The sequence below is a fragment of the Mesorhizobium sp. M4B.F.Ca.ET.143.01.1.1 genome, assembly GCF_004792275.1.
GTDB classification, from domain to species: domain Bacteria; phylum Pseudomonadota; class Alphaproteobacteria; order Rhizobiales; family Rhizobiaceae; genus Mesorhizobium; species Mesorhizobium abyssinicae.
On sequence record NZ_SRSR01000004.1, the window covers coordinates 309,143 to 330,461 of the forward strand.

Sequence of the window (21,319 nt, forward strand, 5' to 3'; positions counted from 1 at the left end):
CGGCTCTGGCTGGGCATCGCCCGAAACGCAAACCGCCGGCACAAGGCCGGCGGTTCGGGACGCAGTACTAAAGAACTCAATTACATAAGCAGATAGTAATAAACCGAGATTGTGTCACCTACATGGCGCCGGCTTCGTCCTCGAAACCGTCGTCACCGCCGCCCTCGGAGCCGCCATTCTCGAGGAATTTCTCGGCGATCAGCCCGGCATTCTGCCTGAGCGCCATTTCGATCTCGCGCGCTGTGTCGGGATTGTCGCGCAGGAACAGTTTTGCGTTCTCGCGGCCTTGGCCGAGACGCTGCGAATTGTAGGAGAACCAGGCGCCGGATTTCTCGACCACGCCGGCCTTGACGCCGAGGTCGACCAGCTCACCGGTCTTCGACACACCCTCGCCGTACATGATGTCGAACTCGACCACCTTGAAGGGCGGCGCCAGCTTGTTCTTGACGACCTTGACGCGGGTCTGGTTGCCGACGACCTCGTCGCGGTCCTTGACCGAGCCGATGCGGCGGATGTCGAGGCGGACCGAGGCGTAGAACTTCAGCGCGTTGCCGCCGGTCGTCGTCTCGGGCGAGCCGAACATGACGCCGATCTTCATGCGAATCTGGTTGATGAAGATGACCATGGTGTTGGAGCGCGAGATCGAGGCGGTCAGCTTGCGCAGCGCCTGGCTCATCAGGCGGGCCTGGAGGCCGGGCAGCGCATCGCCCATCTCACCTTCGATTTCGGCGCGCGGCGTCAGCGCGGCGACCGAATCGACCACCAGCACATCGATGGCGCCGGAGCGCACCAGCGTGTCGCAGATCTCCAGCGCCTGCTCGCCGGTGTCGGGCTGCGAGATCAGCAGGTTTTCGAGGTCGACACCGAGCTTGCGGGCATAGACCGGATCGAGCGCGTGCTCGGCATCGACGAAGGCGCAGATGCCGCCCTTCTTCTGGGCTTCCGCCACGGTGTGCAGCGCCAGCGTCGTCTTGCCCGAGCTTTCCGGCCCGTAGATCTCGATGATGCGGCCGCGCGGCAGGCCGCCGACGCCGAGCGCGATGTCGAGGCCGAGCGACCCGGTCGGCACGGTTTCGATCTCGACCACCTGCTCGTTGGCGCCGAGGCGCATGATCGAGCCCTTGCCGAAGGCGCGCTCGATTTGCGACAGCGCCGCGTCCAGAGCCTTTGATTTGTCCACTGCCTTATCCTCTACAAGCCGCAAAGTATTCTGAGCCATGATACATCACCCCTTGGTGGTCAATGAAGGCCGGACAATCCGTGATCCCTGCCATTTTGTACCTTTTTTGTTCTCGTTTGGCAAGAGGCATCAAGCTGCTGAAAAACAATCAATATCTTGATCTGTTCTATTTATGTCCTACAACACACAGCGGCGGCGTCTTCCAATCGGCCATGCGGGATTCCATTGTCCGGCCGGCCCGAATCGCGGCGTTGATTGCGGGGCGGCGCGGAGAAACCTAGTGTGCGCGGCCGGACAATCAACAAAGGTATCGACGCCACGATGGTGAAGTCCCCCAACATCCTTGCCGTGGGCGGCGCCCATATCGACCGGCGGGGCCAGGTGTCAGGCCCTTACGTGCCGGCTGCCTCGAACCCCGGCACCATGCGCGAGGATGTCGGCGGCGGCGTCTTCAACGCGTTGCGCAGCGTGGTCAGGCGCGGCGTCTCGGCCTCGCTGCTGTCGATGCGTGGCGGCGACGCCGCGGCCGAGACTGTGTCGACGGCGATCGCGAGCGCCGGCATCGCCGACCTGTCGGCGGTGTTCCTGGACCGCACGACGCCGAGCTACACGGCGCTGATCGACCGCGACGGCGAGCTGATAGTCGGCTTTGCCGACATGGCGCTCTACGACCTCGCCTTCCCCAAGCAGATCCGCCGCGCCAAGGTGCGCGGGGCGATCGCTTCCGCCGACGCCATACTGTGCGACGCGAACCTGCCGTCCGCTGCGCTGGAACGGCTGGTGGCGCAGGCCGCCGGCAAGCCGGTCTTCGCCATCGCCATCTCGCCGGCCAAGGTGGTGCGGCTGATGCCGGTGCTGGGCAGCCTGGCCGTGCTGTTCATGAACCGGCGCGAGGCCGGCGCCCTCGCCGGCCTGGGCGACGATGCGAATGGCCACGATCTGGCCGGCGGGCTGCGGCGAGCCGGGCTCACAAGCGGCGTGGTGACGGCGGGTGGCGAGCCGGTGCTGGGCTTCGACGGCGAGGGCCTGTTCTCCATCGCACCGCCTGCCCCGCGCCGGATCGCCGACGTCACCGGCGCCGGCGATGCGCTGACCGGCGCGACGGTCGCCGCACTTCTCAATGGCCTGCCGCTGCGCGCGGCACTGCGCGAAGGCATTGCCGCCTCCATCCTGGCCATCGAAAGCACCGAGGCGGTACCCGCCTTCAGCGCCGCCAACTTCGCGAAAATGCTGGCCCTTGTGCCGGGGGCGCTGGAAGTGGCATGAGGGCGGCCGGAGCGCCGCGCGCTCCGGATTGGAGACCATCATGACGCCCGAAACCGCCCGCCCCTTCATCGACATCCATCCGCCGGTGGCGGAGGCGCTCGCCGCCGGACGGCCGGTGGTGGCGCTGGAAAGCACCATCATCACCCACGGCATGCCCTATCCGGACAACGGCGCCATGGCCGCCAATGTCGAGAAGATCATCCTGGACAATGGCGCGGTACCGGCAACGATCGCGGTGGTCGCCGGCCGCATCAAGATCGGCCTCTCCGACGGCGAGCGCGAATCGCTGGCGATGACCGGCGACGCCATGAAACTGTCGCGCGCCGATCTCGGCTTTGCCGTCGCGCAGGCGCGCACCGGCGGCACCACCGTCGCCGCGACGATGATCGCCGCGCATATGGCCGGGATAAAGGTGTTCGCCACCGGCGGCATCGGCGGCGTGCACAAGGGCGCTGAAAAGAGCTTCGACATCTCGGCCGATCTCGACGAGCTGGCGCGCACGCCAGTCATCGTGGTGTCGGCCGGCGCCAAGGCAATCCTCGACATCGAAAAGACGCTGGAAGTGCTGGAGACGCGTGGTGTGCCGGTCGTCGGCCATGGCTGCGAGACGATGCCTGCGTTCTGGTCCAGGCATTCGCCGTTCCGCGCCCCGCTCACCTTGCATGTGCCGGAGGACATTGCGCATTTCTACCGGACGCGGCAGGCGCTGGGCCTCGGCGGCGGCATCCTGATCGCCAACCCGGTGCCGGCGAACGAAGAAATCCCGGCCAAGGAGATGGACGGCTACATCCAGGCGGCGCAGAAGGCCGCGGAGGCGCTCAGCGTCACCAGCAAGGCGGTGACGCCGTTCCTGCTGTCGAAAATCCTCGAATTGACCGGCGGCCGCAGCCTGAAGACCAACATCGCTCTGGTCGAGAACAATGCGCGGCTGGCGGCCAGCATCGCCAAGGCGCTGTAGCGTCTACTTGCCCGCCCGCAGCCCCGCCTCATAGGCGCGGCGCGCCCAGACCGCCATCTCGTCGGGATCGTCGAAGGCACTGTCGGGAACGCTCCAATAGGGCATCGCGACCAGCTTGCCGTGCCTCGAGCCGGTATAGGTCCACTGCTGGCAGCCGGCGGCCTCGAAATCGGGGGCGCTTTGCTCGTCGACCTTCAGCTTCAGCTCGCCGCGCAGCACGATGGCGACGATGACGCCGTCGCAATAGATGCCCTTGCCGCCGAACAGTTTTCTGATGCTGATCGGGCCGAGGCTCTCGAACAACTCCTCTATGCGTTCATTGTCCATGCTGCGATCATGGCATCGCGGCCTGATCCTGTCATCGCCGCAACCAAAACCATGCTGACAAGTTGAGGACCAGCCACGGGAGTTTGCCATGCCGCTGCTGCTGAAAGGATCCTGCCGGTGCAATGCCGTCCGCTTCGAAGTGGAAAGCCACACGCCGGTACCGTTCATGCTCTGCTACTGCTCGATCTGCCGCAAGCAGCAGGGCGGCGGCGGTTTCGCCATCAATCTCGGCGCCGACTACGAGACGCTGAACATCAGGGGCAAGCGCAGCCTCGGCGTCTACCAGGCCGAGATCGAGGATGACGAGCATCCGCATTGCGAGATTTCTACCGGCGAGCGCAATTTCTGCCGCAAATGCGGTTCGGCGCTCTGGCTCTACGACCCGACCTGGCCGGATCTGGTGCATCCCTTCGCCTCGGCGATCGACAGCGAGCTGCCGATGCCGCCGGAAAAGGTGCATCTGATGCTGAAATACAAGGCGAGCTGGGTCGAGCCGGTGGTCGGCAGGAAAGACAAGGTGTTCGACGTCTATCCCGAAGAATCGATAGCCGATTGGCACAAGCGCACGGGCATGTGGGTGGATTAGGAAGAGGCATTGCCTATCCGACAGGAGGCAACAATGAACCTGACTACGCACAAGAAATTCAAAGGCGACCGGCTGATGCCGTGGGGCAAGGGCACCGTCGTCACCGACGCCAAAGGCTATGTGTTTCTGTGCGGCAACACGGCCACGGTCGACGACTACGATCCGTCGAAACACCAGGGAGGCGCCATTGGCGACCCTGCCGCGCAGTGGCGCGCAATCCTCGCCAACATCAAGTCCGATCTGGAGGAACTGGGCAGTTCGCTCGACCACCTGGTCAAGGTGACGTTTTACGTCAAGGGGCCGTTTCCGACCGGCGGCGTCCTCAGCTCACCCAATTTCCGCATGGACGTGATGGACGAATTTTTCGCCGAACATTGCCCTAAGCACTGCAGCTACAACAACCCGCCGCCATCGGAGGTGATCGGCGTTGTCGCGCTGGCACAACCTGACCTGGTCATCGAGCTTGTTGTCGTCGCCGCGCTGCCGGACTGAGCACGGCAGGCCGATCAGGCCGAAGAGCGCGCTTCGGCCAGCGCCTTCAGATCGGCCGGCTTCAATTCGACGGATTCGCCGCAGCCGCAGGCCGAGCTCTGGTTCGGGTTCTTGAAGGTGAATCCGGTGCGCAGCGTCGTCTGCTCGAAATCCATCTCGGTGCCGAACAGGAAGAGCGCCGCTTCCGGCGCGACATAGACATGGGCGCCGTCGCGCTCGATGTGATCGTCCTTGGTGTTCGGCTCGGTCACCAGATCGACCGTGTATTCCATGCCGGCGCAGCCGCCCTTCTTGATGCCGAGGCGGATGCCGTGCGCATTGTCACGCGTGGCGACGATCTCGCGCACCCGGTCGGCGGCCTTTTCGGTCATCGTGATGACGGCGAAGCGTCCCATGTCATTCTCCACGTTCGCGCGGGTTCAAGGCCCGCGGAATGAGTCTGCCCTTAAGATGGTGAACTTTCGCCTTCGCTGCAAGTCAAGCCGATGCCAGAGCAATTCCAGGAAAAGTGCGTAGCGGTTTTCCGTCCGGAATGCGTCAACACATCTAGTACCAGCCGACCGCGACCTGCGCCTCTTCCGACATGCGGTCGGGCGTCCACGGCGGGTCGAACACCATGCTGACCTCGACGCCGGAAACACCCTCGACCGCGCCGACGGCGTTCTCGACCCAGCCCGGCATCTCGCCTGCCACCGGGCAGCCCGGCGCGGTCAGCGTCATGTCGATCTTGACCGAGCGGTCGTCCTCGATGTCGATCTTGTAGACGAGGCCGAGCTCGTAGATGTCGGCGGGGATTTCCGGGTCGTAGACCGTCTTCAACGCCGAGACGATGTCGTCGGTCAGCCGCGCCAACTCATCGGCGGGAATCGTCGAAGCCGACACCACGCCGTTCGCGGCCGTATCCGGAGCTGTCTCTGCGGTGGTGCTCGCATCTTCCATGGTCGTCACCCGAAGAACTTTCGCGCCTTTTCCAGCGCATCGGCCAAAGCGTCGACTTCGGCCCTGGTATTATACATGCCGAACGATGCCCTGCATGTGGAGGTCACGCCGAAGCGTTTCAACAGCGGCTGGGCGCAATGGGTGCCGGCACGCACTGCCACGCCCTGCCGGTCGATCACCATCGACACGTCATGGGCATGTATGCCCTGCAATTCGAACGAGATGATGGCGCCCTTGCCCGGCGCGTCGCCGAAGATGCGCAGCGAATTGATGGCGCGCAGCCGCTCATGGGCATAGTCCTTGAGATCCGCCTCGTGCGCGGCGATGCGCTCGCGGCCGACCTTTTCCATATATTCGAGCGCGGCACCCAGCCCGATCGCCTGCACGATCGGCGGCGTGCCGGCCTCGAAACGATGCGGCGGCTCGTTGTAGGTGACGATGTCCTCGGTCACTTCCTCGATCATCTCGCCGCCGCCCATGAACGGGCGCATGCCGGCGAGAATGTCCTTCTTGCCGTAGAGCACGCCGATGCCGGAGGGGCCGTAGACCTTATGGCCGGTGAAGACGAAGAAATCGCAGTCGAGGTCCTGCACGTCGATCGGCATATGGACCGCGCTCTGGCTGCCGTCGACAAGCACGGGAATGCCACGCGCATGCGCGATGCGCACGATCTCCTTGATCGGAGTCACCGTGCCCAGCGCATTCGACATCTGCGTGATGGCGACGAGCTTCGTGCGCGCAGTCAGCCGCTTCTCGAATTCCTCGATGTGGAAGGCGCCGAGATCGTCGACCGGCACCCAGACCAGCTTGGCGCCCTGCCTCTCGCGGATGAAATGCCACGGCACGATGTTGGAGTGGTGCTCCATGATCGACAGCACGACCTCGTCGCCTTCGCCGATATTGGGCATGCCATAGCCATAGGCGACCGTGTTGATCGCCGCGGTGGTGTTGGAGGTGAAGACGATGTTGTCGGTGCTCGGTGCGTTCAGAAACCTCTGCACTGACTTCCGCGCGCTCTCATAGGCGTCGGTCGCGGCATTCGACAGGAAATGCAGGCCGCGATGGACGTTCGCGTATTCCTGGCTATAGGCGTGCTGGATGGCGTCGAGCACGGCTTTAGGCTTCTGCGCCGAGGCGCCATTGTCGAGATAGACCAGCGGCTTGCCGTAGACTTCGCGCGACAGGATCGGGAAATCGCGGCGGATGGCCTCGACGTCGTAGGGGGTGGATTCGACTTTCTGGTCCATCACAAGCTCTTCCGAGGCACCGCCTCACTCCGTCCAGCACCCCGCTCGGCGCTGCGCGCCGATCCACCTTCTCCCGCAAGGGGAGAAGACAGGCGCTTACCCGTGCGTCAAAAACCACTCGTCGAGCCGCGCTTCCAGCGCCTCGACAAGAGCCTCGTCTTCCAGTTCCTCGATCACTTCGGCGACGAAGGCCTTCACCAGCAGGCCGCGCGCACTCTTCTCGTCGATGCCGCGCGCCATCAGGTAGAACAGATGGTCGTGGTCGATCTCGGTGACGGTCGCGCCATGGCCGCAAACGACGTCGTCGGCGAAGATCTCCAGCTCGGGCTTGGTCGAGAACTCGCCGTCATCCGACAGCAGCAGCGTGTTGCAGGCCATCTTGGCGTTGGTCTTCTGCGCGTATTGATGCACGTTGATGCGGCCCTGGAAGACGCCGCGCGCCTTGCCGGTCACCACGTTGCGGATCACTTCCGTCGAGGTGGTGTGCGGCACGGCATGGTCGAGCACCATGGTGGTGTCGGTATGGGTGTCGCCGGCCAGAAGGTTGATGCCGCGCAATTTGAAATCGGCGCCCTCGCCGGTCGTGCGCACCACGACCTCCTGGCGCACCAGCCTGCCGCCGGCATTCATAACGAACAGCGTCAGTTTCGCGTCCTTGCCGATATGCGCCTTGAACTGGGCAAGATGCGTGGCGGCATCGGATTGCTCCTGCACGATCAACCAGGTCACTTCGGCGCCGTCGCCGAGCACGAGCTGGCTGACGGAGCTGGCGAGGCCAGCGCCCTCGCCAGAATGGCGTTCGACGATGGTCGCCTTGGCGCCGGCGCCGACGCGCGTCAGCAGCCGTACATGCGCCTGGCCGCCGGATTGCAGGTTCTGCAGCTCGATCGGCTTTGCCAGTTCGGCGCCTTCGGCGATGTCGACGAAATAGCCATCGGCGACAAAGGCGGTGTTCAGCGCGCCGATCGCGTCATCGGCGCCATAGGGGTCGAGCCCGGGCGCCACGCTGCCATCGGTCAGCTTCTCCAACAGGCGCTGTACCGTCACGCCATCGATCTCGGGAAGTTTCGCATTCGAGATGCCGTTCAGCACCGGCAGCACGGCCGAACCCTCGAAGACCGGCTCAAGCGCCTTCACCGCACCTTCGGCCTCGAAGGCCGGCACCGCAGTCAGCAGCCGGCGCAGGTCGGTATAGTGCCAGGATTCGACGCGCCGTGTCGGCAGGCCATGCTTGATCGCCTCGATCGCGTCGTCGCGCTTGGTCATCACCGCGCCGTCGCCCGGCAGCAGCGAAAGCCGCTCGCCGAAGGCATCGATCAGCGCCGTTTCGGCCAGGGTCCGCTGGGGCTGTGCGTGCATGTTCATCGCTCTCGCCTCGCCTGCTCGCATCTCACGCGGCTTCGCCGATCACGCCGGCATAGCCATTGGCCTCGAGGTCGAGCGCCAGCGACTTGTCGCCAGACTTGATCACCTGGCCCTTGTAGAGCACGTGCACCGAGTCCGGCACGATATGCTCCAGCAGGCGCTGGTAGTGCGTGATGACGACGATGGCGCGCTCCGGCGAACGCAGCGCGTTGACGCCGTCCGAGACGATCTTCAGCGCGTCGATGTCGAGGCCGGAATCGGTCTCGTCGAGCACGCAGAGCTTCGGCTCGAGCAACTTCATCTGCAGGATCTCGGCGCGCTTCTTCTCGCCGCCGGAGAAGCCGACATTGAGCGGCCGCTTCAGCATCGCCATGTCCATGTTGAGCGAGGCGGCGGCGTCCTTCACGCGCTTCAAGAATTCCGGGATTTTCAGCGGCTCCTCGCCGCGCGCCTTGCGCTGCTCGTTCATCGCCACCTTCAGGAATTCCATGGTCGCGACGCCCGGTATCTCCATCGGATACTGGAAAGCGAGGAAGATGCCGGCGGTGGCGCGCTCGGCCGGGTCCATTTCGAGGATCGACTGGCCGTTGTAGAGGATGTCGCCTTCGGTGACCTCATAGTCCTCGCGCCCGGCGAGGATATAGGACAGCGTCGACTTGCCCGAGCCGTTCGGGCCCATGATGGCGGCGACCTCGCCGGCTTGCACCGTGAGATTCAGGCCGCGGATGATCTCGGTGCCGTCATCGACGATGCGGGCATGGAGGTTTCTGATTTCAAGCATTCTTTTCTTTCCTGAATATCTTGTCCGGTCAGCCGACCGAGCCCTCGAGGCTGATGCCGATCAGCTTCTGCGCCTCGACGGCGAATTCCATCGGCAGCTGCTGGATGACGTCCTTGACGAAGCCGTTGACGATCAGCGCGATCGCCTCTTCCTCGGGGATGCCACGCTGCATGACGTAGAACTTCTGGTCCTCGGAGATCTTCGACGTCGTCGCCTCGTGCTCGAACTGGGCCGTCGAGTTCTTGGCTTCCATGTAGGGCACGGTGTGCGCGCCGCACTGATCGCCGATCAGAAGCGAGTCGCAGTTGGTGAAGTTGCGGGCGTTGGTCGCCTTGCGGTGCGCCGAGACCTGGCCGCGATAGGTGTTCTGCGAGAAGCCGGCGGCGATGCCCTTGGAGATGATGCGGCTCGACGTGTTCTTGCCGAGATGGATCATCTTGGTGCCGCTATCGACCTGCTGGTAGCCGTTCGAGACCGCGATCGAATAGAACTCACCGCTGGAATCGTCGCCGCGCAGGATGCAGCTCGGATATTTCCAGGTGATGGCCGACCCGGTCTCGACCTGCGTCCACGAGATCTTCGAGCGGTCGCCGCGGCAGTCGCCGCGCTTGGTGACGAAATTGTAGATGCCGCCCTTGCCCTCGGCGTCGCCGGGGTACCAGTTCTGCACCGTCGAATATTTGATCTCGGCATCGTCGAGCGCGACCAGCTCGACGACCGCTGCGTGCAGTTGGTTCTCGTCGCGCTGCGGCGCCGTGCAGCCTTCGAGATAGGAGACATAAGCCCCCTCCTCGGCGATGATCAGCGTGCGCTCGAACTGGCCGGTGTTCTTCTCGTTGATGCGGAAATAGGTCGACAGCTCCATCGGGCAGCGCACGCCCTTGGGCACGAAGACGAAGGACCCGTCGGTAAACACCGCCGAGTTCAGCGTGGCGTAGAAATTATCCGAGGTCGGCACGACCGAGCCGAGATACTTCTTCACCAGTTCCGGATGCTCGCGGATCGCTTCCGAGATCGAGCAGAAGATGACGCCGGCCTCGGCCAGTTCCTTCTTGAAGGTGGTGACGACGGAGACGGAATCGAACACGGCGTCGACTGCCACCCGGCCCGACTTGTAGACATTGTCGTTGGCTTCCTCGAGCTCCGAGGCATCCGTCTTCTGCACGCCGGCGAGAATCTCCTGCTCCTTCAGCGGGATGCCGAGCTTCTCGTAAACCTTCAGGATCTCGGGATCGACTTCGCTGAGCGAGGTCGGACCAGGGGTGCTCTTCGGCGCCGCGTAGTAATAGATGTCCTGAAAGTCGATCTTGGGATAGTCGACGCGCGCCCAGGTCGGCTCTTCCAGGGTCAGCCAGCGGCGATAGGCCTCCAGACGCCATTCCAGCATCCAGTCCGGCTCGCCCTTCTTTTCAGAGATGAAGCGAATGATGTCTTCGCTCAGGCCCTTGGGGGCCTTGTCCATCGCGATCTCTGTCTGGAATCCGTATTTATACTGGTCGACGTCGATCTTTCGAACCCGATCGATCGTCTCCTGCACAGCAGGCATAAGCGTTCTCCATCCACGCCGGGGTCAAGGCCCGACAGTTTTCAAACTATGGCACCACCAGTTGGCCACGCATGGGCGGGCCGGGGCGGCGTAAGTTCCATATAGTGCGTCCCGACCGGGAATTCACCCGGCCAATTGAAACGCACGGCTCTACCAGGCCCGGAGGCCCGAATTCCCTTTCGTCGCGCTCAGGCGGCCTTTTCGCCGCCGGTACGACGCCCGGCAATGCCGGCGAGTGCTGCGCGAAACAGCTCGGTATCCTCGACCGCCGTCGCGTGGCCGATGGACACGCGCAAGGCACCCAGGCTGTCGCCAAATCCCATGGCCTTGAGCACATGGCTCGGCCCGACCTTGCCCGACGAACAGGCCGACCCTGCCGACAGCGCCACGCCGGCGAGATCGAAGGCAATCTGCGCCGTCTCGGCCTTGACGCCGGGAATAGCGAAGAATGTCGTGTTGGCAAGCCTTTGCGCGCCATTTCCGAAGATTTCCGCGTCCGGCGCCAGGGATTTTACCAGGACCTCGATCTCGTCGCGGCGACGCGCCACCAAATCGATGTCGCGCAGACCGGCCAGCGCCTGACGCGCCGCCGCGCCGAAACCAGCGACGGCCGGGAGGTTTTCGGTGCCGGCGCGATGGCCCTTTTCCTGGCCGCCGCCGTTGATCAATGGCTTGGGCATCATCAGATCGGCCGCCGCGACGATGGCGCCGACGCCCTTGGGGCCGCCGATCTTGTGCGAGGACAGGATAAGATAATCGGCGTAACCAGCCGACATATCGATCGGAATCCGCCCGGCCGCCTGCACGGCGTCGATCACCAGCACGCCACCTGCCGCCCTGACGATTTCGGCGATGCGCTCGACAGGCTGGATAACGCCGGTCTCATTGTTGGCGGCATGGATCGCGACCAGCGGCAGGCCGTCGCTCTCGTCGTGCGCGGCGAGAACCGCAGCCAGTTCATCGAGATCGGCGATTCCATTTCGGTCGACGCCGATGCGGGTCATCTGCGCCGCTGGGAAGCGTCCACCATTAAGAACGCAAGGGTGGTCTGCCTCCGAGACATAGAGTCGGCTCATGCGGACGGTGCCGCGTCCCATCTGCCAGTCCGGCGTCAGCAGGGTCGCAGCGGCTTCGGTCGCGCCCGACGTGAACACGACATGCGCGGCCTTGGCATTCACCAATGCAGCGACGTCGCGCCTTGCGTCCTCGATGAGGCGGCGCGCGGCGCGGCCCTCCGTGTGGACCGAGGACGGATTGGCGGCACCCAGCGCGGCAATCATCGCCGAGCGCGCCTCTTCAAGCAGCGGCGCGCTGGCGTTGTAGTCGAGATAGGCGCGAGTTGCGGCCATTTTCCTTCAATTGGTCCCGTCGAAAGCCATTCGCCAAGGGTAGCGCGTTATTTCCTTGAAATCGCAAGGCAAGCCGTCCTATTTACGCGGCTTGCGGAAAGGGCGGTCGAGCCAGCGGGTTTCGGCCACCCAGTTTTGAACAATTCTAAACTAGCTTCTAAGAAGACGCTTGCCCGGCGTCAAGGCCACAGAAGCTGGGGCCAGCGGAAGAGTTGTTCCGGGCTGAGCGCGTTCGTTTGCCACGTGGAGTATTTTATGCCTGAGGTCATTTTTGCCGGTCCGGCCGGTCGCCTGGAAGGTCGCTACCAGCCTTCCAAGGAAAAGAGCGCGCCGATCGCCATCGTGCTGCACCCGCACCCGCAGTTCGGCGGCACGATGAACAACAAGATCGTCTACGACCTCTTCTACATGTTCCAGAAGCGCGATTTTACCACGCTTCGCTTCAATTTCCGCGGCATCGGCCGCAGCCAGGGCGAGTTCGACCACGGCACCGGCGAATTGTCGGACGCGGCGGCGGCGCTGGACTGGGTGCAGTCGCTGCATCCGGATTCCAAGAGCTGCTGGGTCGCCGGCTATTCGTTCGGTTCGTGGATCGGCATGCAGTTGCTGATGCGCCGGCCGGAGATCGAGGGCTTCATCTCGATCGCGCCGCAGCCCAACACCTACGACTTCTCGTTCCTGGCGCCCTGCCCGTCGTCGGGCCTCATCATCCACGGCGACGCCGACAAGGTGGCGCCGCCCAAGGACGTGCAGGCGCTGGTCGACAAGCTGCATACCCAAAAGGGCATCACCATCACGCAGAAGACCTTGCCCGGCGCAAACCATTTCTTCGCTAATGACGCCGACCTTCTGCTGCAGGAATGCGCCGACTATCTCGACCGCAGGCTGGCGGGCGAGCTGGCCGATCCGAGGCCGAAGCGGCTGAGATAAAGCGTCTTATGGGTGGTCGGCGCTGAGCCGGCCGCTCTGTTTCGCCGTCAATTCCTTTCGCCGAGCCGCGTTGGGCCATCCCAGCCGGAATGTCCTCTTGCGCTCCGGCCGTTGCGACGACGGCCGGCGGAAGATGAAACCCAACCGGGCGAAGACCAGCCCCGTGGCGATCGCGAAAGCCAGCCCCAGCCCAAAGCCGGCAACCGTGTCGCTCGGATAATGGGCGCCGACGAATACGCGTGTCGAGGCAATGCAGGCGGTGACCGCCAGCGCGATGTACCAGCGCCTCGGGAAAAGCAGCAACAGAACGCCGAACACCGCGCCCATCGTCGTGGCATGGCCGGAGGGAAAGCCGGCAAAGCGCGCATCCATGGCGAACGGGTGCAGCGACAGCACCCCGAAATCGGTGAAATAAAGCGGCCGCGCCCGGCCGATGCCGTATTTCAGCAGATTGACCGCCAGGCCGGAGAGGCCGACGGCGCAAAGCACAAGGAAGGCGAAGCAGGTCCAGTTGTAGACGAAAAGCCGCGTTCGCCTGGACAGGCTGCGCCAATCCGTCAGATTGGCGGCGACGAGGCAGAGCGCTGCCGGAATGAGGTACCAGCCGCCGAGGCCGAAATCCGTGAAGAAGTCGGTGAAATGGACGAAGCCCGGCGTCCACACCCCGCGCATCCTGCCGGCGGCGCTGTCCAGGCTGAAGAAGACCGCCGCCGCGAGCAGCAGCCAGGCAAACACCCAGACCAGCCAGGGAATTTCGGGATAGCGTGCCGCGCGCAAGGCAAAGCGCCTCCTCACGATGCGGAACGTGTCGAGGAAGTTGCCGAGCGAGCGACGGTAAAGCTTGGGCGGGCTAGAGAGCATGGCTGGGCGCGAGCTTATAGGGGCATTCGAGGGCCGACGCCATTCCTCACTTGGCGACCCGGTAGAGGCCGAGCGCCAGCTTGTCACCCGACGAATAGTTGAGGCCGTCAATCTCGGCGAGACGGTTTGCCGATTTGCCCTGGGCCGCCAGCAATTCGTTCAGCTTCTGCTCGTCCTTGACCGATGCCAGTCCCATCGCGCAGGCGGGATCGGCCAGCAGGTGCTTCGCGACGCCGTCGACATCGGTGAGCACGGTCCTGGTTCCGACCAGGAAGACGAGGCTCGGCTCATGGTACTGGGCGGAGGCGAGCACGGTGGTGTCGCATGGCCGGTTGGCGTCGACCGCGACCTTGATCGCCGGGCTTAGCCAGATCGGCCTCAGCGATGGCGCGATGACGCCGAACAGCAGCGAAAAGGTGATGCCGGCGCAGATGGCGATGGCCCCGATGCGGCCGAGCGGCACCTGCAGCTTGCGCGGGAAGGCCAGGTAACCGGCTGCCAGCGCGGCGAGCGCGGCGGGAATGCTCCACCACGAAAACGTCCTGGCGAGATAGATCGGCGCGCCGATGCAGACGACGGCAAGGCCTATGCTGACCATAGCAAGGCCGAAAGCGGTCGCCCACCACAGCCAGCTTTGCCAGCGCTTCAACGGTGCGTTGGCCTCCTCAGGCTTCAATGTCAGCAGCCAGCCGATCAGCAGCGCCATGCCGGGATAGGCCGGCATGACATAGTGCGGCAGCTTGGTCGGGATCGCCTCGAAGACCAGCCAGAACGGGATGTACCAGGCGAGGCAGAAGCGCAGGCGCGGGTCATCCCAGAAGCGGTTGATCGCCTGCAGCCCGGCGCCGACCGCGATCAGGCCGAACGGCCACATGAACAGCGAATAGGTCAGCATGTAGAAGCCGGGCGGCAGGCCATGCGATTCCTCGCCCTGAGCTACCTTGGTCAGCATGTCCTTGCCGACCGCCTCCTGGAAAAAGGCGCCGCCGCTTTTCCAGCTGATCAGAAGTATCCACGGCAGCACGATAGCGAGCACGATGGCGACGCCGCGGGCGATCTTCAGCTTGAGGGGCCAGCGCCAGTCGCGATCGAAGGCGAACAGCGCGGCGGCCGTCAGCAGCGACAACAGTGGCGCCACTGGGCCCTTGATGAGGATGCCAAGTCCCTGCGCGATCCAGAAGATCCACGGCAGATGGCCGGCGACCGGCTCGTTGCGGCGCGCGGCGAGATAGACCTGCGCCAGCGCGCCCTGGGCGGCCACGCAGCAGGCAAGCAGCATGGCGTCGGTCTTGGCGTCGCGACCCTCGAAGGCGGTGGCGAAGATCGCCGCCATCATCAGGCCGGCGGCGAGACCGGCATTGGCACCGAACAGTTTCGTGCCCGTCCAGCCGATGCCGACGACGGCAAGCGCGATACCGAGCATGGAGACCAGGCGATAGACCCAGATCGGCGCGGCTGCCCCCTCGCCGCTCAGCGCCACGGCAGCTGACTGCAGCCAGTAGATGCCGATCGGCTTCTTATAGCGCGTGACGTCCTGCAGACGGATATCGACATAGTCGCCGGTCTCGACCATCTGCTTGGTCGCCTGGACGAAACGGGACTCGTCGCGGTCGATCGGGGGAAGGCTGGCGAGGCCGCTGACGGTCATCACCAGGCTGAACAGAAAGAGGATGATGTAGTTCCTGTTCATCGCGGGAGCTTCCGGATCTCGATTTGCGGGATGGTGCCCCGTCGCGGCGCCTGGGCTTGGCCCTTTGCGCGGGCGCCTCATTACGCCAGCCGCAACCCCGAGGCAAGAAGTGGCCCTCTCTCCAGGGCAATAGCTTCAATCCAGTGATGGTTTCCGACTTTGTGGCTGAGAACACCAACTGTCGAAGTCGGCGCCGCCCCTCGTCGCCCTGCCGGGCACTTCTCCCCGTATAGTGACGGGGAGAAGGGGCTGGCCGCAATGTTGGCGCCCTTCTCCCACCGCTGGCGAGTCGCGAAACCAGTGATGACAGCCCCCTCTCCCCGTCACTATACGGGGAGAGGATGCCGGCAGGCAGGTGAGGGGCGGCGCCAGCGCTCGGTGGACGGGCGATGGAGGCAAATTCGACCTGCCCTGCCAATCTCTCGCACGCGGCGCGGGAGTGGGAGGCTAACAGTCGCAAAACCGGAAACCACTTTTGCTGATCGCCCACTGATGCTAAACGCGCGCCTTCATGTCACGCTCGGCCTGGCGGCCGGGCGATCTCCGGGAAAGCAAAAATGTCCGCCTTCAAGTCCGACTTCCTGCGCACGATGAGCGAGCGCGGCTTCATCCACCAGACCTCGGATGATGCCGGCCTCGACCAGCTTTTCGCCAGGGAGACGGTGAGCGCCTATATCGGCTTCGACGCGACGGCGAAGAGCCTGCATGCCGGATCGCTGATCCAGATCATGATGCTGCACTGGCTGCAGCAGACCGGCCACCGGCCGATCGCGCTGATGGGCGGCGGCACCTCGATGATCGGCGATCCCTCGTTCAAGGACGAGGCGCGCAAGCTTTTGACGCCGCAGGACATCGAGGACAATCTGGCCGGCATCCGCCGCAACTTCGCGCCCTACCTCAAATTTGGAAGCGGCGCCGGCGACGCGGTCATGATCAACAATGCCGACTGGCTGATGGAGATCAACTACGTCAACTTCCTGCGCGACGTCGGCCGGCATTTCTCGGTCAATCGCATGCTCGCTTTCGATTCCGTGAAGCTGCGCCTCGACCGCGAGCAGTCGCTGTCGTTCCTCGAATTCAACTACATGATCCTGCAGGCATACGACTTCGTCGAACTCTACAAGCGTCTCGGCTGCCGCCTGCAGATGGGCGGCTCCGACCAGTGGGGCAACATCGTCAACGGCATCGACCTCGGCCATCGCATGGAGAACGCGCAGCTTTACGCGCTGACCACGCCGCTGCTCACCACCTCGTCGGGCGCCAAGATGGGCAAGTCTGCGTCGGGCGCGGTCTGGCTCGACGGCGACATGCTGTCGCCCTACGAGTTCTGGCAGTATTGGCGCAACACCGAGGACGCAGATGTCGGCCGCTTCCTGAAACTCTATACGACGCTGCCGCTCGACGAGGTCGCGCGGCTCGAAAAGCTCGGCGGCGCGGAGATCAACGAGGCGAAGAAGATCCTCGCCACCGAGATCACCGCCATGCTGCATGGCCGCGAGGCGGCGGAAACGGCGAGCGAAACCGCGCGCAAGACCTTCGAGGAAGGCGCGCTCGCCGACACACTGCCCAGCGTCGAAGTCGGCAAGGCCGCGCTCGAAGCCGGCATCGGCATCCTGTCGCTGCTGGTCACCGCCGGGCTCGCCGCCTCCAATGGCGAGGCGCGGCGTCATGTCCAGGGCGGCGCCGTGCGCCTCAACGACCAGCCGGTCGCGGACGACCGCCGGACTGTGACGCTTCAGGATTTGAGTCCGGAAAACGTCGTAAAGCTTTCAGTTGGCAAGAAAAAACACGTCCTGGCGCGGCCGGTGTGACGCGCCGCCTCAGCGGTATTCGAAGATCGACCTGAATATTCCGGGAGCGATTACCGAAAGCGGGTTGATGTCGAGGCTCGGCTTGTTGGCATTGCCTCTCAGCCGGAAAGTGACGCCGATCAGGCCGCGATCCCGGCCGTTTCCGAGCAGCGGGCCGAACAGTGGCAGTTCGCCGAAGATGCGGTTCAGCCCATAGACCGGCATGAAGGTGCCGGTCATGTCCATGTTGTTGTTCTGGTCGTAGAGCGTGCCTTGGAAGGTGGTGCCGATGCGCTCGCCGCGCAGCACCCCGTTCGCCAGTTTCAGATAGCCGGCGCCCTTGTCGATCTCGGCGTAGCCGCGCTCGAACTTGACCCTGGACGTATCGATATCGGCCTTGACCGCCTGGTTCAGGCTGCGCGTGTCGCCGGCCGGCGTGGTCGACACGATCGAGGCGAGCTTCGGCTCGTTGACGACGAAGAAGTTGGTGGCATCGACCTGACCCTTCATCGGCCCGTCGCTGGCGCCCGCCATCGACAGCATGATCGAGCCACCCTCCATATGCTCGTAGACATTGAGGAAGCGCAGTATGGCGCCGGCGTCGGCCGACTTCATGCTGAGCGCCCGCCTGCCGTCGGCGGTCGTGTTGCGGATGGTGATGGCCGCGCCGGAGCTGGCCGTCGCGCTGACCTCGAGGCCGTTCACCCGGGAACCCGCGGCGCTGTAGTTCAGCTTGAGGTTGGACAGCACCTCGTCATGGAAACCGGTCAGCGAACCGACATCGGCGTCGACGGAAATCGCGTCGGTGCCGGTGGTCTTGGTGGCGGTGTCGACATCGGAGGTGAACTGCTTGATCAGCGAGCGGGCATCGAGCGCCTCGCCGCTGACATCGACGGCATAGCCCTTGCCCGACCGCTTCACCGTCACCGCGACGTCGTCGCCCCTGTTCAGGGCGACCTTGCTGAAGCGGGCCGAAGACAAGGCGCCATTGACCAGCGTGACGTCGCCGTCGATGGAGAAACTCTTTCCGTCGAGGTCGAAATCGGAGAGCGTCGTGGTGCCGCCGGACTTGGTCATTGCAAATGTGACCTTGGCGGGGACGCCCGCGCCCTTGCTCCAGCCAGCCCAGGGGATATCGAGCCTGGCGCTGGTGAGATCAGCCGAGACGTTCTGTTCGTCGCCGTCACTCTTGTCGATCGCCACCTTGATGGTCCCCGAAAGCAGCGGCGACAGGCCGGGCATGGCGGTGGCGCGCGTCTTGTCGTCGAGCACGAGCTCGACCTTGCGACTGGGCGGTGGCCCGTCATCGGCAAGCGGCTCGACGATGTCGAGCTCGGCCGGAATGCCGTTCAGCCGCGCCTTGGCCGAGATCACCGCCTGTTTCGGCTCGACGGTGATCGAGCCGTCGGCCTCCGTCACGGTCTGGTCCTCGAACGGCTTGGCGAGCGACAGGTCCTTGTAGTCCAGCGTTACCAGCCAGTTGAGCCTCGAAGTGTCGACGCCAGACGTCAGCGGAATATCGGCCTTGACGTGGCCTGTGACCGTGCCGGTGAGATCCTCCGGCGCCAGGCCGACATGCCGCATGGCGTTGATCGGCTCGTAGGAGGCGAGCTCGGCGATCGCCGGCGCCTCGCCGGCGACATCGATGTCGAGCGCGCCAATCACCGGCGAGTGGTTGGCCTGCTTGACCGTCAGCGTGCCGTTGCTGGCCGCCACGGTGCGGCCGCTGGCCATGTAGACGCTGCCCGACGACAGCGCGATGTCGACATCGTTGCCGCGGAAGGAAACGACGCCCACCGCGTCACGGATCGGCGGGATGCGGCCGGCCGTGTCGAAGCGTGAACCCTCGACCTGGAAGCGGCCGAACACCTCGTCGGCGGACAGCGGGACGCCGTTGCCGAGCCGCCCCGGCACGACCTGGAACTGCAGGGTAGCGTCGACTACGCGACCGCCGAACAGATTGCTCAGCACCCACAGGCGGGCGTTGCGGGCGGAGAACCAGGGCCACAATTGCTTGACATGCGAGACCGGCATGTCGTGGATGTTGAGAGAGAGAGAGATGCCCGGCGGGCCATTGTCGATGAAGGTGACCGAGGCCGTGCCCAGCACTTCGCTGGAAGATCCCGAGCGGACGCCGATCTTCTCGGCGATGAGCTTGTTGCTCTTCGGCTGATAGACCCCGGCGATGCGAGCCACGAAATCGAGTGCCGGCTCGGGCGACTCCGACGGAGAGAGCTTCGAGCCGTCGCTGGTCAGGTCGTAGCGATAGGCGGGTTCCTCGCCAGCGGTTGCCGGCTTTGGTCCGATCGAGCCGGCGAAGTCGAAGGTCGAGCGGCCGGTCTTGAGCAGAAGGCGGGTGACATCGATCTTGTTGGCGCCGGCGACAAGGGCGGCATTGGCGTCGACGTCGGCGGGCAGTTGCCCGCGCGAGCCGAGATCGAGCACGGAGCCTGCCAACGACAGCGAGGCCGTCAGACGCGACTTCGTCTCCGCTGCTCCTTCCACCCCCGTCAATTTCAAGGTGACGGCGCCCAATTTGCCACCGGTCCCTGCTCCAGCGTCGGCGGCGAGACTGACGTTGGCGTCCAGCGCCGTGACCCGCCCGGTTGCAGTATCGCGGGCGGCGGAGGCGGCGATGGTGAGCGCGCGGCCATCGACATCGGCGTCGTAGGAGGCCTGCATGCTGCCGGGGCCGGTCTGCAGGACAGTGGCATTGGCCACGGCGACCCGCTTGACCGGACCGGTGTCCGACAGAACGAACTCGACATTGCGCAGATCGACCTGGCGAATCGAATCCTCGCGCACGGCATCGAGGGTGTGGTTGACATTGGCGAAGACCGCGGCAACCGCCTTGTCCGGATCAACCAGGCCATCCGCGTTGCGAAGCGACGCCGTCCAGTCGCCGCCAGTGGATGGCATCGCCGCCAGCATGAAATGCGCGTCGGAAATCCGGGCGCTGGTCAGGCGCACCTCGCCCGAGAGCAGCGGGATCAGCCGGATACCGAAGCGGACACGGCCGGCATCGGCGATCGGCTTGCCGCCGGCGGTCTTCAGGCTGACGTCGCTCACCTGCAAGGCAATGAAGCTCGACCCGTCGAGCGTCAGCCGCGCCGGGCCGACGGCGACATCGACATCGAAGCCGGCCAGTTTCTCGATGGCGGTTTCCGCCGCGGCGCGAAGCCGCTCGGTGCCGATGCCCGACGTGCCGAGCACATAGACCGCGGCAGCGGCCAGCAGCACCAGAGCGCTGAACCCGGCGACCACGCGGGCAAGGATGCGGAAGCCTCGGCCTATCCTGGCGCGGCCGAGCGGCGGCACGGTGCAAGCAGAGGGGAAAGTCCCCAGGTCGGTGATCTCGTCACGCCTGAACCTGATCTTCTCGTGCTGCGGTTCTTCCTGATCCACGCAATCTTCCGTTGTAGCGAACTCGATCGTGGACGAATCCCCGTCTGACACTATATCGATGCGGCTTCGCGCGTAACCTCAAACAAGGGCAGCGACATGGCCGATCTCGACGTAGGCGATCTTGCGCCGCAATTCGATCTTCCACGCGACGGTGGCGGGTCGCTCAGCCTCGCCGCATTGCTGGGAAAGCCTGTTGTACTTTATTTCTATCCGCAGGACGACACCACGAGCTGCACCAATGAGGCGATCAGCTTTTCGCAATTGAAGCCGGACTTCGAGAAGGCCGGCGCCGTGGTCATAGGGCTGTCCCCCGACAGCATCAAAAAGCACGACAAATTCAAGCAGAAATATGACCTTACCGTCGATCTGGTCGCCGACGAGGAGCGCAAGGCGATCGAGGCCTACCGTCTGTGGGTCGAGAAGACGATGTATGGCCGCAAATATATGGGCGTCGAGCGGGCGACGTTTCTGATCCGCAAGGACGGGCGCATCGCCAGGATCTGGCGGCAGGTCCGCGTCAAGGGCCATGCCGAAGCGGTGCTGGAGGCCGTGCGCGCGCTCTGAGGCCTGCTCGACGATCTTCGCCGCAACCTGATACCCGCTCTGC

20 protein-coding genes are annotated in these 21,319 nt (G+C 64.4%); 8 read left to right on the top strand and 12 right to left on the bottom strand.

The features are described 5' to 3' along the window. Positions 1 to 118: 118 nt before the first annotated feature. Entirely contained in the window at positions 119 to 1,219 is a 1,101-nt protein-coding gene (gene recA / locus EN786_RS12190; RefSeq protein ID WP_126054856.1) for a recombinase RecA, read from the bottom strand. A 41-nt stretch (positions 1,220 to 1,260) separates the two neighbouring features. Between recA and EN786_RS12195 the strand changes: the two genes are divergently transcribed. Genes EN786_RS12195 through EN786_RS12205 form a run of 3 tightly spaced genes read left to right on the top strand, consistent with a single transcriptional unit; the run spans position 1,261 to position 3,404 of the window. Next, positions 1,261 to 1,461 carry a hypothetical protein gene (locus EN786_RS12195; RefSeq protein WP_127310816.1) on the top strand — a complete coding sequence of 67 codons (201 nt, stop codon included), beginning with the start codon at positions 1,261 to 1,263 and terminating at the stop codon, positions 1,459 to 1,461. A gap of 40 nt (positions 1,462 to 1,501) precedes the next feature. Further along, the gene (locus EN786_RS12200; RefSeq protein ID WP_127310818.1) at positions 1,502 to 2,446 is read left to right on the top strand and encodes a carbohydrate kinase family protein; all 945 of its coding nucleotides are present in this window, start codon (positions 1,502 to 1,504) and stop codon (positions 2,444 to 2,446) included. A 40-nt stretch (positions 2,447 to 2,486) separates the two neighbouring features. Further along, positions 2,487 to 3,404 carry a pseudouridine-5'-phosphate glycosidase gene (locus EN786_RS12205; protein ID WP_127310817.1) on the top strand — a complete coding sequence of 306 codons (918 nt, stop codon included), beginning with the start codon at positions 2,487 to 2,489 and terminating at the stop codon, positions 3,402 to 3,404. Positions 3,405 to 3,407: 3 nt separating this feature from the next. On the opposite strand, the gene EN786_RS12210 is transcribed toward EN786_RS12205, so the two are convergent. Then, the gene (locus tag EN786_RS12210; protein ID WP_135908392.1) at positions 3,408 to 3,731 is read right to left on the bottom strand and encodes a TfoX/Sxy family protein; all 324 of its coding nucleotides are present in this window, start codon (positions 3,729 to 3,731) and stop codon (positions 3,408 to 3,410) included. Positions 3,732 to 3,819: 88 nt separating this feature from the next. Here EN786_RS12210 and EN786_RS12215 point away from each other — a divergent pair, with 88 nt between their 5' ends. Beyond that, the gene (locus EN786_RS12215) at positions 3,820 to 4,317 is read left to right on the top strand and encodes a GFA family protein (RefSeq protein ID WP_127311199.1); all 498 of its coding nucleotides are present in this window, start codon (positions 3,820 to 3,822) and stop codon (positions 4,315 to 4,317) included. A 33-nt stretch (positions 4,318 to 4,350) separates the two neighbouring features. After that, a complete protein-coding gene (locus tag EN786_RS12220; protein ID WP_127311200.1) occupies positions 4,351 to 4,809 on the top strand; it encodes a RidA family protein in 459 nt (152 codons plus the stop codon). A 14-nt stretch (positions 4,810 to 4,823) separates the two neighbouring features. On the opposite strand, the gene sufA is transcribed toward EN786_RS12220, so the two are convergent. The 7 genes from sufA to EN786_RS12255 form a co-directional block, all read right to left on the bottom strand. After that, positions 4,824 to 5,204, bottom strand: a complete 381-nt coding sequence (gene sufA, locus EN786_RS12225) for a Fe-S cluster assembly scaffold SufA (protein ID WP_127311201.1) — start codon at positions 5,202 to 5,204, stop codon at positions 4,824 to 4,826. A gap of 151 nt (positions 5,205 to 5,355) precedes the next feature. Beyond that, positions 5,356 to 5,748, bottom strand: a complete 393-nt coding sequence (locus EN786_RS12230; RefSeq protein WP_127282352.1) for an SUF system Fe-S cluster assembly protein — start codon at positions 5,746 to 5,748, stop codon at positions 5,356 to 5,358. Between the two features lie 5 nt (positions 5,749 to 5,753). After that, positions 5,754 to 6,995, bottom strand: a complete 1,242-nt coding sequence (locus EN786_RS12235; protein ID WP_127311202.1) for a cysteine desulfurase — start codon at positions 6,993 to 6,995, stop codon at positions 5,754 to 5,756. Positions 6,996 to 7,091: 96 nt separating this feature from the next. Beyond that, positions 7,092 to 8,360 (bottom strand): Fe-S cluster assembly protein SufD, encoded by a 1,269-nt coding sequence (sufD, locus tag EN786_RS12240; protein WP_127311203.1) that lies wholly within the window; start codon positions 8,358 to 8,360, stop codon positions 7,092 to 7,094. Between the two features lie 25 nt (positions 8,361 to 8,385). Then, entirely contained in the window at positions 8,386 to 9,141 is a 756-nt protein-coding gene (gene sufC, locus EN786_RS12245) for a Fe-S cluster assembly ATPase SufC (RefSeq protein ID WP_127282355.1), read from the bottom strand. A 28-nt stretch (positions 9,142 to 9,169) separates the two neighbouring features. Next, complete coding sequence (gene sufB, locus EN786_RS12250; RefSeq protein ID WP_127311204.1) at positions 9,170 to 10,687, bottom strand: Fe-S cluster assembly protein SufB; 1,518 nt, start codon at positions 10,685 to 10,687, stop codon at positions 9,170 to 9,172. Between the two features lie 188 nt (positions 10,688 to 10,875). Continuing rightward, entirely contained in the window at positions 10,876 to 12,036 is a 1,161-nt protein-coding gene (locus EN786_RS12255; protein ID WP_135908394.1) for a cysteine desulfurase family protein, read from the bottom strand. 255 nt (positions 12,037 to 12,291) lie between these two features. Here EN786_RS12255 and EN786_RS12260 point away from each other — a divergent pair, with 255 nt between their 5' ends. Further along, positions 12,292 to 12,966 (top strand): alpha/beta hydrolase, encoded by a 675-nt coding sequence (locus EN786_RS12260; RefSeq protein ID WP_126054872.1) that lies wholly within the window; start codon positions 12,292 to 12,294, stop codon positions 12,964 to 12,966. 6 nt (positions 12,967 to 12,972) lie between these two features. Here EN786_RS12260 and EN786_RS12265 read toward each other — a convergent pair whose 3' ends face one another. Both EN786_RS12265 and EN786_RS12270 read right to left on the bottom strand, forming a co-directional pair. Beyond that, positions 12,973 to 13,827, bottom strand: a complete 855-nt coding sequence (locus tag EN786_RS12265; RefSeq protein ID WP_127311178.1) for a phosphatase PAP2 family protein — start codon at positions 13,825 to 13,827, stop codon at positions 12,973 to 12,975. Positions 13,828 to 13,873: 46 nt separating this feature from the next. Continuing rightward, entirely contained in the window at positions 13,874 to 15,517 is a 1,644-nt protein-coding gene (locus tag EN786_RS12270; RefSeq protein WP_127311177.1) for a glycosyltransferase family 39 protein, read from the bottom strand. A 557-nt stretch (positions 15,518 to 16,074) separates the two neighbouring features. Here EN786_RS12270 and tyrS point away from each other — a divergent pair. Further along, a complete protein-coding gene (tyrS, locus tag EN786_RS12280) occupies positions 16,075 to 17,328 on the top strand; it encodes a tyrosine--tRNA ligase (protein ID WP_127311176.1) in 1,254 nt (417 codons plus the stop codon). Positions 17,329 to 17,337: 9 nt separating this feature from the next. Here the strand turns inward: tyrS and EN786_RS12285 are convergent, their stop codons facing one another. Next, entirely contained in the window at positions 17,338 to 20,712 is a 3,375-nt protein-coding gene (locus EN786_RS12285; RefSeq protein WP_135908397.1) for a DUF3971 domain-containing protein, read from the bottom strand. 96 nt (positions 20,713 to 20,808) lie between these two features. On the opposite strand from EN786_RS12285, the gene EN786_RS12290 reads away from it, so the two are divergent. Then, positions 20,809 to 21,276, top strand: a complete 468-nt coding sequence (locus EN786_RS12290; protein WP_127311875.1) for a peroxiredoxin — start codon at positions 20,809 to 20,811, stop codon at positions 21,274 to 21,276. Positions 21,277 to 21,319 lie beyond the last annotated feature (43 nt).